Source organism: Agrobacterium sp. 22-214-1 (assembly GCF_053522465.1).
Window position 1 is genome coordinate 1,764,963 of sequence record NZ_JBNWCK010000001.1, and the last position, 13,568, is coordinate 1,778,530.

A 13,568-nucleotide genomic window follows, 5' to 3' on the forward strand; every position below is an offset into this window, starting at 1 on the left:
GGATTGAGAGCCCGCTATCGCGGGCTCTTTCTTTTTTCAGCCATTGCCGATGATAATGCCGGCCGCCAGCACCAGTGAGCCGCCAAGGACCACCTGAAACACCGCGCGCAGGAACGGCGTTTCCATGAAGCGGTTCTGAATGAAGGCGATGGCCCAGAGTTCCACGAAAACGACGACGGCGGCAATCGCGGTCGCTGTCCAGAAATGCGGAATGAGATAGGGCAATGCGTGGCCGAGGCCGCCTATGGCCGTCATGATGCCCGAGGCCAGGCCCCGCTTTACCGGAGAACCGCGGCCAGAAAGCTTGCCGTCATCATGGGCGGCCTCGGTGAAACCCATGGAGATGCCCGCACCGACGGAGGCCGAGAGGCCGATGAGAAAGGTCTGCCAGGTATCCTGCGTGGCAAAGGCGGCCGCGAAAATCGGCGCGAGCGTCGAGACGGAGCCATCCATAAGCCCCGCAAGACCCGGCTGAATATAGGTCAGAAGAAATTGCCGTTTTGCGGTTTCCGCCTCTTCGGTCTTGCCGTTTTCATCGAGGTGTTTTTCTTCCAGCATCTGCGCAATGTCTTCGTGACCCCGCTCCGCCTCGGCCAGATCGCCGAGGAGCTTGCGTGTCGAGGCATCGCTGGTACGCTTGACGGCCTCGTCGTAAAAACGGATCGCCTGAGCTTCCATCAATTCGGCCTGGGCGCGGATTTTTTCGAGCGACAGGTTCTTCACCAGCCAGTCCGGGGTACGCTCGTAAAAACCACGCACATGTTCGCGGCGGATCAGCGGAATGGTTTCTCCGAAGCGGCGGCGATGCATGTCGATCAACACGTTTCGATGCTGCTGCTCGACCTCCGCCATATCGTCGAAGACTTTCGCCGATTGCGGATATTGCGCGCGCAGATGATCGGCATAGGAGCGATAGATACGGGAATCGTCCTCTTCGGAAGAAATGGCGAGCGCGAGGATCTCCTGCTCACCGAGGGAGGAAAAGGGGCGTTTGGACAGGGAAAAAAGACTGCGAAACATGGCTGAAACCTTTTTTAGAATAATTCTAAATATATCCATGCCGCAGCAGGATCAAGCTATTTTAGAATAATTCTAACAAGGCAAAGGGTCGCATTGCAGGCCGCATCGCAGCGGGGTAAATTCACCAAAAAGGAAACACCATGCAGAACGACGTTGCGGCCAGAGCCGCCCACAGCGCGGAAATTCAGGACAGGGCGGAAAAAGCCATGGCAGAGATCGGCGTCGATGCCGATTTCATCGATCTGCTGGTGGAGACATTCTACGGTCGCGTTCTTGAACACCCCACGCTCGGCCCGGTTTTTGATGCGCGGCTTGCCGGGCGCTGGCCGGAGCATATGGCCAGGATGAAGCAATTCTGGGCGGCTGTCGCGTTCAAGAATGGTGGCTATGGCGGCAAGCCCGTGCAGGCGCATCTCGGCGTAAAGGGCATGTCGGCGGAGCTTTTCCCGCAATGGCTTGCGCTTTTTTCCGCCACGCTGGATGACATCGCGCCGAACAGAGAGGCCTATGGCTGGTTCATGGAAACGGCGGAACGCATCGCAAGAAGCCTGACGCTTTCACTGTTTTACAATCCCGCAATGGACGACCCGGCGTTGATGCGTAGCAAGTGACGCGGAAAGACGTGACGACGCAACATTCGCCAAGCATCACCGGAGATCACGCAAGTTTCAAACATTCCCTCTTGATGGCTGCGGGGATAAATGATTAGTAGCCGGCGGGAGGCGTACCGTGCGGTTCGCCTATAATGTGCAGACATAGCAGGGCTTATCGACATGGATCGCAGATCATTTATCCGAAAGGCGGGCGCTCTCGGCGCCGGTGTTACCGCAACAGCGCTTGCCGCTCCGGCCATCGCGCAGGAAAACCCCAAGATCACCTGGCGCATGACGTCGTCCTTCACCAAGGGCCTCGACATTCTTTTCGGCGCGGGCCAGATCGTCGCCGATCATGTCAAGGAAGCCTCCGGCGGCAACTTCGTCATTCAGCACTTTGCCGGCGGCGAAATCGTGCCGGCGCTGCAGGCGGCGGATGCGGTGACGGCCGGGACCGTCGAAATGGCGCATACCTGCTCCTATTATTACGTCGGCAAGGACCCGACCTTCGCGCTCGGAACCTCGGTTCCTTTCGGCCTCAATGCACGGCAGACCAATGCCTGGTTCAATCAGGCCGGTGGCAATGAGCTGCTCAATGAATTCTTGGCGCAGCACAATATCTACTCGATCCTGCTCGGCAATACCGGCGCCCAGATGGGCGGCTGGTTCCGCAAGGAAATCAACACCATCGATGACCTGAAGGGCCTGAAGATGCGCATTGCCGGCTTGACCGGTCAGGTGATGCAGAAGGTCGGTGTCACGCCGCAGCAGATCGCCGGCGGCGATGTCTATGCGGCTCTGGAAAAGGGCACGATCGACGCGACCGAATTCGTCGGCCCCTATGACGACCAGAAGCTCGGCTTCTACAAGGTCGCGAAATATTACTATTACCCGGCATGGTGGGAAGGCGGTCCGGCCGTTCATGCCTTCGTGAACCTGCAGAAGTTCAATGAGCTGCCGGAGAACTACAAGCGCATCCTGAAAGACGCCTGCGCCGCCGGCAGCGCCAGCATGCTGGAACGTTACGATGCGCGCAATCCGAAGGCACTGAAGGAACTCGTGGCGCAGGGCGCCATCCTGCGCCCCTTCAGCCAGGAAATCCTCGATGTCTGCCACAAGGCGGCCCAGGACACCTATGCGGAGATTTCTGCCAAGAACGAGAGCTTCAAGAAGATCTACGAGAGCCAGCAGGCCTTCAAAAAGGACGCCTATCTCTGGGCGCAGATCGCCGAATATACCTATGACACCTACATGATGATCCAGCAGCGCAACGGCACGCTCTGATCCCCCATCATTTTCCGACGATCTTTAAACGGTCATCCGGCAGCTGCCGGGTGACCGTTTTGTTTGGCGAGACCAGCTTCCACACTTCACGCTCCCGCCAGTCCACCGGGCTCATGCCGGTGACGCGGCGAAATTCGCGGTTGAAGTTGGACTTGGTCTGAAAGCCGGAGGACAGCATGATCGCCGTCACCGATTGCTCCGTCTCCTCCAAAAGCCGGCAGGCTTCGCGGATGCGCAACTGGTTGACATATTGCGAGACATTGACGCCGAGCGAGCGGTTGATCGCGCCTGATATCTGCCGGCTCGGCAGGCCGAGGCGTCTGGCGAGCCGCGACAGGTTGAGGTTCTCGTCGCGGTAAAGCGCCTGTGTCTCCATCAGCCGATCAACCCTTGCGACGATATCGCGGTCCTGTTCCGATGGCTCCGTCGATGCTGACAATTCCGCGACAGGTTCTATGCCTGTTTGCGGTGCCTTGCTCTTCCCGGCCAGCGCGGCCATGAGGCCAATCAACAGCAGGCCGAAAAGATTGGCATTGCTGACCAGCGCTGCAACATTCTGCCCATGCGCCCATTCGAAATCGAAAAACACGAGCAGATCGAACAGGGCAGAAACACAAAGAGCGATGGCAGCGATGATAAGCGCCCGGTGCGCCGAGGTGACGCTGGCAAATTGCGCCTCGTCCAGCCCATCAGGCCCCTTTCTGCCAAGGAGAAGCAGGGCAATGGCGTGGCCGACGAAGATGACGATCAGCGCAAGATCAATCGCCATAGGCCAGGTGAATTCCATGGTGACGACGAGCAAAGGCGACAAAGCGAGGTTGGCAAGCATCGCTATCCGGCTCTCCGCCGCCACTCTCATCAGCCCACGAAAAGCAATGTAGACGAGCGGCGGCAGGCAGGCGGCGAGGACCGGCAAAACATAACGCGTTTCGCTGACGCCATACCCCCAGCGCAGACCGACAAGGACGGATTGCAGGGCGCAAAGCGCGATCAGCGTCAGAAAGGCCCGATTGGTTCGCACATCGTCTCCGCCTCGAAAGAAAACGATGAACATGACAACCAGCAGAAGCGCCACAACGAAAGGCAGCGGAATGAACAGCACGAATGAATATCCCCGAAACAACGGCTTATATTGCCAATTCATGGACCAGATCGTGTTTCGGGACGACCTTTAACACGATCAAGGACGCAAAAAACATGTCGCGGCGCAGATTGAACCCCGTTCTTTCCAACTGCACGAGGTTTTCATGCGCCCTGTCACCACCATCACAACCATCCTGTTTTCCGCTCTCGTCACCCAGCCTGTTCTTGCAGGCGAGGCTGTCGGCGTCAGCGAAACCACCATCCATTCGCCAGCACGCGGCAAGGACCTTGCCGTCACGATCTGGTACCCATCCGACGGAAAGGGCACGCAGACGCTTTCCGGCGATGACCGGATTTTTCAGGGCACGCCAATGGTCAAGGAAGGCGCCGTGAAACCGGGTCGGCTGCCGCTTGTGCTTCTGTCTCACGGCTCGGGTTCACGAGTGTCCGGCATGGCATGGATCGCCGCGAGACTTGCGAGCGAAGGTTTCTGTCGCCGGAGCCAACCACCCCGGCACGACCAGTGGCGATTCCACACCCGCCGACACGCCGAAAATCTGGGAGCGAACGGATGATCTCTCCACGATTGTCACTGTTCTAACGGCAAAGGGCAAATGGTCGAGTGCTATCGACGCGCAGAGGATCGGCGTGCTCGGCTTTTCGCTCGGCGGCAGTGCGGCGATGGAGATTTCGGGCGCGCGCGCCGATCTCGATGCCTATGCGCGCTATTGCGAAGACTATGCCACGATGATGGATTGCCAATGGTTCACCGGTGGCCGGGGTTACCTCAACGGCGAGCCGGTCAGCGTGCCGAAGCTCGATCTCAGAACCATCGACAAGGCAAGATTCGAGCAGCAGAACCGCGATCCCCGCATTCGGTCCGCCGTGCTGGTCGATCCCGGTCTGGCGCTCGCCTTTCAGCCTGACAGCCTGAAGCAGATCGATATTCCGCTGACCTTCATCAATCTCGGCAGCAAGGGCAAAATTCCGCCTGCCGTGCTTGCGGATAAACTCGCGGACGAAGTGCCCGGCGCGACCTATCAGCAAGTGGACGAGGCCAATCATTTCAGCTTCCTGCCGTTGTGCAAACCGGATGCCGGCGCCTTTCTCAAATCCGTCGGCGAGCGCGATCCCATCTGCGAACCGGCCGGACCGCGGGACCGCGCGGATATTCACGCACAATTGGAGACGATGATCGCTGCCGCCTTCAACCGTACACTGAAGCCGGGTCAGTAAGGCGGCAGACTGAGAGGCCTAGCCGATCCGCTTGTAAAACAGGGTCGTGCCGCAAAAGCGTCCATCAGGAAACAGGGCGTAATCGGGTATGACACCGACCCGCTCCCAGCCGAGGCGAGGATAAATCGCCTCGGCATCGCTGCCCGTGGCCGTATCCAGCACCAGCAGGGTACGACCACGTTTTGCCGCCTCCTCCTCCACCTTCTGCATGAGTTTGCGGGCGAGCCCCAGGCCTCGCGCGGACGGATGCACGAGAAGCTTCATCAGATCGCCGCGATGCGGCTGGTTGGGTTTGGAAGCAAGGCCGACCTGCACGGTGCCGACCACCTTGCCATCCACTTCCGCTACCACATGAATGGTCGTCCCCTCGCCCACTGTTTCCGCTGCGGATCGCCAGAAAGGTTCGGCATCCTGTGGAGAAAAGGGCAACATGAAGCCGACGGACGCGCCGCCGTTCACGCAGGCAGCGAGGACTTCGCAGAGTTCAGGCAGGGCATCAATCGTCTCTTCCCGGCTCAACACGCGGATGGTGGCCATAAAAACTCCTGTTGGGAAATCAGCGCTGTCTTTGATCCAGCACGACGGCATAACGGGCAGGTTTTTCGGTAGGATTGTGGAAAACATGCCCCTCGCCAACCGGCATGAAAAGGCAATCGCCGGGTTCCAGCCGGTGAACGTCTCCGCCGCTCGTCATTTCCAGTACACCTTCGAAAAGCCAGACATATTGCGTCATCCCCCGGCTCGCCGCATGCGGAGGGAAACCGACGCGCGCGCCGGGCGGAAATTCGACTTCGACGATGTCGACATCGGATCCCACACGCGGCGGGGAAATGGCGCGGCGCACATAACCGGTCTCCGGATCTTTCCAGAGCTGCTGATCACGCTTTTTCATGAGCGGGGAAACAGCCTCTTCGTTTTCAGCGAAGAAACCGGAAAGCGACAGGCCAAGGGCTGCGCAGATGCGGGCCAGCAGCGAGGCCGTGGGGCTCGCCTCTCCACGCTCGATCCGGGAAATCATGGCGCGGCTGACGCCGGATTCGGCGGCGAGCCTGTCCAGCGTCAAACCGTTTTCGGCCCGTAATGTTTTGATCCGCTCGCCGATAGAGCGCTCAAGAATATGATCTTCGTTTTCCATCACATGAGAATTGCGCTCTCATATGATGGAGTCAATATCTACGATAATGGAAACTATCATCTTCTTTGCCGCCGGTTGCTTTGCGGCAAAAGAACGTCTCAGGCGCCGACCTGGGCAATCCAGTCGTTCAGATTATAGTAGTTCGTTACTCGGCTAACTTTTCCGTCCTTCAGGTCGAAAAAGGCACCGGCCGGCAGTACGTATTTCTGGCCATTCGCCTCGGGCAATCCCTCGTCGGTCTTGAGATATTCGCCGTTCACGATGAATTCCGCGGAAGCACGTTTGCCGTCGTCGCTCGCCATGATCACCATATCGGTGAGGTTTTCCTTATAGCAGCGGTTCATGTGGTCCATGAAGGAGGCGAAGGCGGCCTTGCCGGTCTGGCGCTCGCCCTGATTGATGTCGTGCACCACCTCATCGTGAAGAAGCGCCAGAAAGGCATCCATGTCCTGACGGTTGAAGGCTTCGTAGTAGGCGCGGATGGTCTCGGCAGCGGTCATCGTCTTCTCCGTTCAATGCTTGCGCGGGTTTTCCATGACGGTATAACCAGTGCAACCGAAAGTGAAAATGCCCATGACCGTCGAAATCAAGTCTCTTTCCGGCATTGACGCCACACCCTATTTCGATGACCTCGCGCGCCTGCGGATCGAAGTATTTCGCGCCTTTCCCTATCTCTATGACGGCTCGCTGGACTATGAGCGCAAATATCTCGCGACCTATGCCGATACGGACGGCGCCGTCTTCGTGCTGGCGCTCGACGACGGCAAAGTGATCGGCATGTCCACCGGCATGCCGATGGCGGCAGAGACAGACGAGGTAAAGGAGCCCTTCGTCAAAGCGGGTTACGATCCGGACCGGATATTCTACTTCGGTGAAAGTGTGCTGCTGCCCGGCTATCGCGGCCATGGCGTCGGCGTGCGCTTCTTCGAGGAACGGGAGGCGCATGCAAAGCGGCTCGGCTTCGAGCGGTGCACTTTCTGTGCGGTGGAGCGGCCCGCAGACCATCCACGACGGCCGGCGGACTACGTACCGCTGAACACCTTCTGGGAAAAGCGCGGTTATAGCCATCACCCGGAACTGCGCACCAGTTTCACATGGCAGGACCTCGACGAGAGCGCCGAGAGCCCGAAACCCCTGTCCTTCTGGATGAAGAACATCGCCGCAGGAGACGGAAACAGATGACCCGAGTTGCCGCCAGCCAATATGCCATCGAACTGATCGAGACATGGGAGGCTTACGCCGCGCATCTTTCCACCGTTGTTCGCGAGGCGAAGGAGAAGGGCGCCGAGCTGCTGCTTTTGCCGGAATATTCGGCGATGACGCTGACCGGGCAATTGCCGCCCGCCGCGCGCTCCGATCTGCATCGTTCTATCGAAGAGATACAGCCGTTGATCCCTTCCTGGGTAGAGCTTTGCGAGGAGCTGGCGCGGCAACATCAAATCCTCTTCCAGCCGGGCAGCGCACCGGTGAAGGACCCGGACGGCAAGTTCCGCAACCGCGCATGGCTGTTCGGCCCGGACGGGCTGATCGGTTATCAGGACAAGCAGATCATGACCCGCTTCGAGCGGGAGCAGTGGAACATTCATGCCGGCGTCGAGGGCCTGAAAGCCTTCGACACGCCGATCGGCAGGCTGGGCATCCTGATCTGTTACGACAACGAGTTCCCGATGCTGGGCCGCCGGCTGGCGGAGCTTGGCGTCGAACTCGTTCTCGCCCCCAGCTGCACCGACACGCTGGCGGGCGCTTACCGGGTGCGCATCGGCGCGCAGGCACGGGCGCTGGAAAATCAATATGCCGTTCTTTCCGCCCCCACGGCGGGGGAAGCCCCATGGTCTCCCGCCGTCGATGAGAATCGCGGCCGTGCCGCCCTTTACGTGCCGTCCGACTACGGCATGCCGGCATCCGGTATCGTCGCGGAAAGCGAAAGCGATGCGGTGACACAGAGCACGCTTCTGATCGCCGATATCGATCTTGCCGCCGTCGCAAGGCTCCGCACCGAAGGACAGGTGGCCACCCGCCGTGACTGGCCGGAGCAATTTGCGATCTGAAAGCCCATTTTAAAGGGCTTTTAACCAAATTCCCGCTTTGCGGTGTGACAAGCCCCTGCTATAGCGCGGGACATGAGCACAAATTCGACCCGCACGCCCCTGGACCATATCCGCAACTTCTCGATCGTTGCCCACATCGATCACGGCAAATCGACGCTGGCCGACCGGTTGATCCAGTCGACGGGCGGCCTTGCCGAACGCGACATGTCGGAACAGGTTCTCGATTCGATGGATATCGAGCGCGAGCGCGGCATCACCATCAAGGCCCAGACCGTGCGCCTGCACTACAAGGCGAATAACGGCGAGACCTATGTGCTGAACCTTATCGACACGCCCGGCCACGTCGACTTCGCCTACGAAGTGTCCCGCTCGCTTTCGGCCTGCGAAGGTTCGCTGCTGGTGGTCGACGCATCGCAGGGTGTGGAAGCCCAGACGCTCGCCAACGTCTATCAGGCGATCGACAACAATCACGAGCTGGTCACCGTGCTCAACAAGATCGACCTGCCGGCGGCCGAACCCGACCGCATCAAGGAGCAGATCGAAGAGGTTATCGGCATCGACGCCTCCGACGCCGTGATGATTTCGGCGAAGACCGGTCTTGGTATCCCCGATGTTCTGGAAGCCATCGTCAACCGTCTGCCGCCGCCGAAGAGCGAAGTCGGCGAAAACGGACCGCTGAAAGCGCTGCTGGTCGATAGCTGGTACGACACCTATCTCGGCGTCATGGTTCTGGTGCGCGTCATCGATGGCGTGCTGAGCAAGGGCCAGCAGATCCGCATGATGGGTTCGGGCGCGAAATACGGCATCGAGCGCGTCGGCGTGCTGACCCCGAAGATGGTCAATGTCGACAGCCTCGGCCCCGGCGAGATCGGCTTCATCACCGCCTCGATCAAGGAAGTCGCCGATACGCGTGTTGGCGATACCATCACCGACGACAAGCGCCCGACGGCGCAGGCCCTGCCCGGTTTCAAGCCCGCGCAGCCCGTGGTGTTCTGCGGCCTCTTCCCGGTCGATGCGGCCGACTTCGAAGATTTGCGCGCGGCGGTGGGCAAGCTTCGCCTAAACGACGCCTCCTTCTCCTTCGAAATGGAATCCTCCGCCGCTCTCGGTTTCGGTTTCCGCTGCGGCTTCCTCGGCCTGCTGCATCTCGAAATCATTCAGGAACGTCTTGAGCGCGAGTTCAATCTCGATCTCGTCGCGACGGCACCTTCGGTCGTCTATGAAATGACGCTGACCGATGGCACGGAGAAGGAACTGCACAACCCGGCCGACATGCCTGACGTGGTGAAGATCAAGGAAATCCGCGAGCCGTGGATCAAGGCGACGATCATGACGCCGGACGAATATCTCGGCGGCATCCTGAAACTCTGTCAGGACCGGCGCGGCCTGCAGACGGAGCTGACCTATGTCGGCAACCGTGCGATGATCACCTATGAGCTACCGCTCAACGAAGTGGTGTTCGATTTCTACGACCGGCTGAAATCCATCTCCAAGGGTTACGCCTCGTTCGATTACAACATCATCGACTATCGCGAAGGCGATCTCGTCAAGATGTCGATCCTCGTCAATGGCGATCCGGTGGATGCGCTCTCCATGCTGGTGCACCGCTCGGCGGCCGACCGGCGCGGGCGCGGCATGTGCGAAAAGCTGAAGGAACTCATTCCGCCGCACATGTTCCAGATCCCGATCCAGGCCGCCATCGGCGGCAAGGTCATCGCCCGCGAAACCGTGCGCGCGTTGCGCAAGGACGTGACGGCGAAGTGCTATGGCGGCGACGCGACGCGCAAACGCAAGCTTCTGGACAAGCAGAAGGAAGGCAAGAAGCGCATGCGCCAGTTCGGCAAGGTGGAAATTCCGCAGGAAGCCTTCATCGCCGCTTTGAAGATGAACGACGAATAAGCGGCAAAATCATATTGCCATCGCGATTGAAGGGAGGCCCATAGCCTCCCTTTTGCGTTTAGGCTTCTATCACGCGTGCAGCTTCGCGCCCTTGGTAATCTTGTCGACGATCTTCCTGTCGGCCCTCAGCGCCATGCCGACCACCTTGGCGTTGTCAGGAGAAAACTCCGAAAATACCTGGCGATTGGCGACATCGTGCCCGGTGGCGAACATTTCCTCGATATAAAGCGATGTCGTGACGTCGCGCTCGAGGGATCGCTGGTGGATTTTGCGCAACGCCTCCTGATCCGTGGCCATGACGACAATCGGCTGGATGGACAGGGGATTATAGACGTTGCCCGCCCCGTCGCGGTATGGTTCTCCAATGATCTCCCTAGTCTGGGCGACGATCCCGGACATGAGAAATGCGGTAACGTTCAGTTTTTGCCACACGGCAAGGTCATCGCGAAGGATGACGGCGATCTTGGTATCAAACATGCGAACTCAATCTGGCTGTGGTTACGAAAGAGAAGCGATCCTAGCGCCTCCGGGCGTCGGCGATCTTGAACGTTCGTGCAAATTCGAAGGAATTGTGCAGGCGCCCTCCAGCGAAGGCATAGAACGCATCGAAGCGCGCTTTCATGGCAACGCCTATGCGCCGCACCGTCATGATACCTATGCGCTGGGTGTCACGCTTTCCGGCGTCCAGACCTTTTCCTATCGGGGGAAATCGCATTTCAGCACGCCCGGAAAGGTAATCGTGCTGCATCCGGACGAAGTTCACGATGGTGGTGCAGGTACCGATGAAGGCCTGCGCTACCGTATGCTTTATCTTCCGCCCGAAAAAACGACTGAGGCGGGATATAATGCGCTGCCCTTTGCCCAGAATCCCGTCATCGAGGATGAGGAATTCCGGCAATGCCTCATCGAGGCGCTTGGCAATCTGGAAGGCGCGCCGGACAATCTGCTTCTCACCGACTGGCAGTCGAGACTGGCGGATTTGCTCTGGAAACATTCAAACGGAAGCGCCAGAACCATCAAACGGATCGACCGTGTCGCCGTTTTACGGTGCCGGGACTATCTGCTGGAGAATAGCGCCGACGCCGTCGGCTCTGAAGAGCTGGAACGGATAAGCGGGCTCGACCGCTTCACGCTCTTTCGGCACTTTCGCTTCCTGTTCGGCACCAGCCCGCACCGTTATCTCATCATGCGCCGTCTGCAGAAATGCAAGGACATGATGCGTGCGGGTGCGGGCCTTGCGGAAACGGCATTTGCCTACGGTTTTGCGGATCAGGCGCATTTTACCCGACATTTCAAAAATGCCTTCGGCATGCCGCCGGGCCGCTGGCTCAACCTTGTTTCGCATTGATCATTCCGGAAACAGGATCGACCGGTGAGCCGCAGCACCCGCCATGGCGCCGTCTCCCACCGAAAGGGCGACCGAGCCGGCAGGCCTTGCCACATCACCGCAGGCGAAGATGCCGCGGGCGGTGGTCTGTTTTATGGGATCTGTCACGATGGTCGATCCCATCGGCCCCTCCTCCACCGCGCAGCCAAGTTTTTCCAGCCAGTTCGAGGAGATACGCAATTTCGGCTGGGTGAAAAGGCCAGCCAATGCGATGCTGCGTCCATCCGCCAGAACGACATCCGCATGCCCCGTAATTTCCCGGATGCGGGTTGTTTCCACCCGCACGCGCCGGGCCGCCAACAATGCCTGCTGATCCCCATCCGGCTCGAATACGCCATTGGTGAAAAAGGTCGTCTCGCCCCAGTCGGGCAGCATCAATGCGTGGTGAATGGCCAAAGGTGAAGCGGCGATGACGCCGATCTTTTCCTGATTGAGTTCGTAACCATGGCAATAGGGGCAATGGAAGACCGAAGAGCCCCAACGCTCTTTCAGCCCGGCAATAGCAGGCAATTCATCGGTGACGCCCATGGCGAGGATCAGCCGGTCCGCTGTCTCACGGCGGCTGCCGTCGATCTCGACTACAAAATCGCCGAAGGAGCCTTCGGCATCGGTCACCCTGCCCTCAGCCCAATCTATGGTCGGGTAACGTTCGATCTGGCGGCGCGCCTCGGCGATAATTTCACCCGGCGCCTTGCCATCCTGACCGAGAAAACCGTGGGAATGGCTGGCGAAACGGTTTCTCCGTTCACCGGCATCCACCACCAGAATGTTTTTTCTGGCGCGTCCAAGCTGCAGGGCGGCCGAGAGGCCGGCATAGCTGCCGCCGATAATGATGACGTCGAATTTCATGATGCACCCATCGTTTCAGGAAAGAGGCGGAAGTGCCCGTTCATCTCACGATACTTATATTGTTACGTGATTTTCGGAGTCAATAGTCACGCAACTTATATTGTTACGTCACCTCGAAAGTGATAGCTTCGGTGTAAACAGACGGGTTTGGACAATGAGACACGACACGCGCCTTTCACGGGTGCTGCATATTCTGATCCATATGGAAAATCATAAGGGTGCGGCGACATCCGAGAGCATCGCGGCGATGCTTCAGACCAACCCGGTGGTGGTGCGCAGGACAATGGCCGGCTTGCGCGAGCATGGTTATGTCTCGTCGGAAAAGGGCCATGGCGGCGGATGGGTGCTGGCGCGGCCGCTCAGCGAAATCACGCTGCTCGATATTTATCGGGCGCTTGGCGCACCGGAACTGTTCTCGATCGGCTTGGCGGGCGACAATCCGAACTGCGTTATCGAACAGGCAGTCAATGCAGCACTTTTCGACGCCATGAAAGAGGCGGAAAACATTCTGCTATCCCGTTTCGGCAGCATTGCCCTTTCGCAACTGGCACAGGAATCCATCAGCCGCTGGTCCAGGGTTTCCAACCACCCTTCCGCGATGGAGCAGCTTTAGGGCGCGGATGAGGGCCGCAAAGAAAAACCGCCTGCCCCGGAGGCAGGCGGTTTTATCGTATCAGTAGGCCCGTTACGGCTGGGTCTGCGTGCCGCCCGTATTCGGGCTTGCCGGTGCGGTGTTGTTCGCAGGCGGTGTTGCCGGAGCGGTCGGAGCCATGGGCGCCGGTGCCTGATCCGTTGCCGCAGGCGGCGTGGTGGAGGATGTCGTGGCCGGATCGGTGGTCGGGCCGCTCATCTGCGACCAGGCAAAGACGCCCACCAATACGACGACGATGATCGCCAACCACGGCACCCAGGACGACGACGTTCGGGCACGCGGTTCATTGCTGATATTCACTTCCGGACGAAGATCGCGGTCCGGACGCGGGTTGTTGGGATCGAATGTCATGGTGTTTCCTCCTCTTCATTCTGCGGAGAAA

15 protein-coding genes and 1 pseudogene are annotated in these 13,568 nt (G+C 59.2%); 8 read left to right on the forward strand and 8 right to left on the reverse strand.

All coding sequences use genetic code 11. The features are described from left to right. Nucleotides 1-36: 36 nt before the first annotated feature. Complete coding sequence (mbfA, locus tag ACQZ5G_RS08890) at nucleotides 37-1,020, reverse strand: iron exporter MbfA (protein ID WP_448737165.1); 984 nt, start codon at nucleotides 1,018-1,020, stop codon at nucleotides 37-39. Nucleotides 1,021-1,160: 140 nt separating this feature from the next. On the opposite strand from mbfA, the gene ACQZ5G_RS08895 reads away from it, so the two are divergent. Together ACQZ5G_RS08895 and ACQZ5G_RS08900 are read left to right on the forward strand one after the other, a co-directional pair. After that, the gene (locus ACQZ5G_RS08895) at nucleotides 1,161-1,631 is read left to right on the forward strand and encodes a group III truncated hemoglobin (RefSeq protein WP_448737164.1); all 471 of its coding nucleotides are present in this window, start codon (nucleotides 1,161-1,163) and stop codon (nucleotides 1,629-1,631) included. Nucleotides 1,632-1,793: 162 nt separating this feature from the next. Then, a complete protein-coding gene (locus ACQZ5G_RS08900) occupies nucleotides 1,794-2,897 on the forward strand; it encodes a TRAP transporter substrate-binding protein (RefSeq protein WP_065654685.1) in 1,104 nt (367 codons plus the stop codon). Between the two features lie 7 nt (nucleotides 2,898-2,904). Here the strand turns inward: ACQZ5G_RS08900 and ACQZ5G_RS08905 are convergent, their stop codons facing one another. Beyond that, nucleotides 2,905-3,999: a helix-turn-helix domain-containing protein gene (locus ACQZ5G_RS08905; protein WP_448737163.1), complete on the reverse strand. Its 1,095-nt coding sequence runs from the start codon at nucleotides 3,997-3,999 to the stop codon at nucleotides 2,905-2,907. 145 nt (nucleotides 4,000-4,144) lie between these two features. Here ACQZ5G_RS08905 and ACQZ5G_RS08910 point away from each other — a divergent pair. Beyond that, nucleotides 4,145-5,216: pseudogene (locus tag ACQZ5G_RS08910) on the forward strand (alpha/beta hydrolase family protein). Nucleotides 5,217-5,234: 18 nt separating this feature from the next. Here the strand turns inward: ACQZ5G_RS08910 and ACQZ5G_RS08915 are convergent. The 3 genes from ACQZ5G_RS08915 to ACQZ5G_RS08925 form a co-directional block, all read right to left on the reverse strand. Then, the gene (locus ACQZ5G_RS08915; RefSeq protein ID WP_448737162.1) at nucleotides 5,235-5,753 is read right to left on the reverse strand and encodes an N-acetyltransferase family protein; all 519 of its coding nucleotides are present in this window, start codon (nucleotides 5,751-5,753) and stop codon (nucleotides 5,235-5,237) included. A gap of 19 nt (nucleotides 5,754-5,772) precedes the next feature. Then, nucleotides 5,773-6,351, reverse strand: a complete 579-nt coding sequence (locus tag ACQZ5G_RS08920; RefSeq protein WP_448737161.1) for a helix-turn-helix domain-containing protein — start codon at nucleotides 6,349-6,351, stop codon at nucleotides 5,773-5,775. A gap of 98 nt (nucleotides 6,352-6,449) precedes the next feature. After that, on the reverse strand, nucleotides 6,450-6,851 hold the full coding sequence (locus tag ACQZ5G_RS08925; protein WP_269314216.1) for a ketosteroid isomerase-related protein: 402 nt from the start codon (nucleotides 6,849-6,851) through the stop codon (nucleotides 6,450-6,452). Nucleotides 6,852-6,924: 73 nt separating this feature from the next. On the opposite strand from ACQZ5G_RS08925, the gene ACQZ5G_RS08930 reads away from it, so the two are divergent. From ACQZ5G_RS08930 to lepA, 3 genes are read left to right on the forward strand one after another with little or no spacing between them, the layout of a single operon-like run. After that, entirely contained in the window at nucleotides 6,925-7,533 is a 609-nt protein-coding gene (locus ACQZ5G_RS08930) for a GNAT family N-acetyltransferase (protein WP_448737160.1), read from the forward strand. After that, the gene (locus tag ACQZ5G_RS08935; RefSeq protein ID WP_448737159.1) at nucleotides 7,530-8,399 is read left to right on the forward strand and encodes a carbon-nitrogen hydrolase family protein; all 870 of its coding nucleotides are present in this window, start codon (nucleotides 7,530-7,532) and stop codon (nucleotides 8,397-8,399) included. Before ACQZ5G_RS08930 ends, ACQZ5G_RS08935 begins: the two co-directional genes overlap by 4 nt. A 60-nt stretch (nucleotides 8,400-8,459) precedes the next feature. Then, nucleotides 8,460-10,298, forward strand: a complete 1,839-nt coding sequence (lepA, locus tag ACQZ5G_RS08940; RefSeq protein WP_035264582.1) for a translation elongation factor 4 — start codon at nucleotides 8,460-8,462, stop codon at nucleotides 10,296-10,298. A 69-nt stretch (nucleotides 10,299-10,367) separates the two neighbouring features. Here the strand turns inward: lepA and ACQZ5G_RS08945 are convergent, their stop codons facing one another. Further along, nucleotides 10,368-10,775, reverse strand: coding sequence for a DUF2000 family protein (locus ACQZ5G_RS08945; RefSeq protein ID WP_142780032.1), 408 nt, complete (start codon nucleotides 10,773-10,775; stop codon nucleotides 10,368-10,370). A gap of 94 nt (nucleotides 10,776-10,869) precedes the next feature. Between ACQZ5G_RS08945 and ACQZ5G_RS08950 the strand changes: the two genes are divergently transcribed. Then, nucleotides 10,870-11,646, forward strand: coding sequence for an AraC family transcriptional regulator (locus tag ACQZ5G_RS08950; protein ID WP_448737158.1), 777 nt, complete (start codon nucleotides 10,870-10,872; stop codon nucleotides 11,644-11,646). On the opposite strand, the gene ACQZ5G_RS08955 is transcribed toward ACQZ5G_RS08950, so the two are convergent. After that, complete coding sequence (locus tag ACQZ5G_RS08955) at nucleotides 11,647-12,534, reverse strand: NAD(P)/FAD-dependent oxidoreductase (protein ID WP_448737157.1); 888 nt, start codon at nucleotides 12,532-12,534, stop codon at nucleotides 11,647-11,649. 154 nt (nucleotides 12,535-12,688) lie between these two features. Between ACQZ5G_RS08955 and ACQZ5G_RS08960 the strand changes: the two genes are divergently transcribed. Then, nucleotides 12,689-13,147 (forward strand): Rrf2 family transcriptional regulator, encoded by a 459-nt coding sequence (locus tag ACQZ5G_RS08960; protein ID WP_020808452.1) that lies wholly within the window; start codon nucleotides 12,689-12,691, stop codon nucleotides 13,145-13,147. Nucleotides 13,148-13,219: 72 nt separating this feature from the next. On the opposite strand, the gene ACQZ5G_RS08965 is transcribed toward ACQZ5G_RS08960, so the two are convergent. Then, nucleotides 13,220-13,537, reverse strand: coding sequence for a hypothetical protein (locus tag ACQZ5G_RS08965; protein ID WP_003524488.1), 318 nt, complete (start codon nucleotides 13,535-13,537; stop codon nucleotides 13,220-13,222). Between the last annotated feature and the right edge of the window lie 31 nt (nucleotides 13,538-13,568).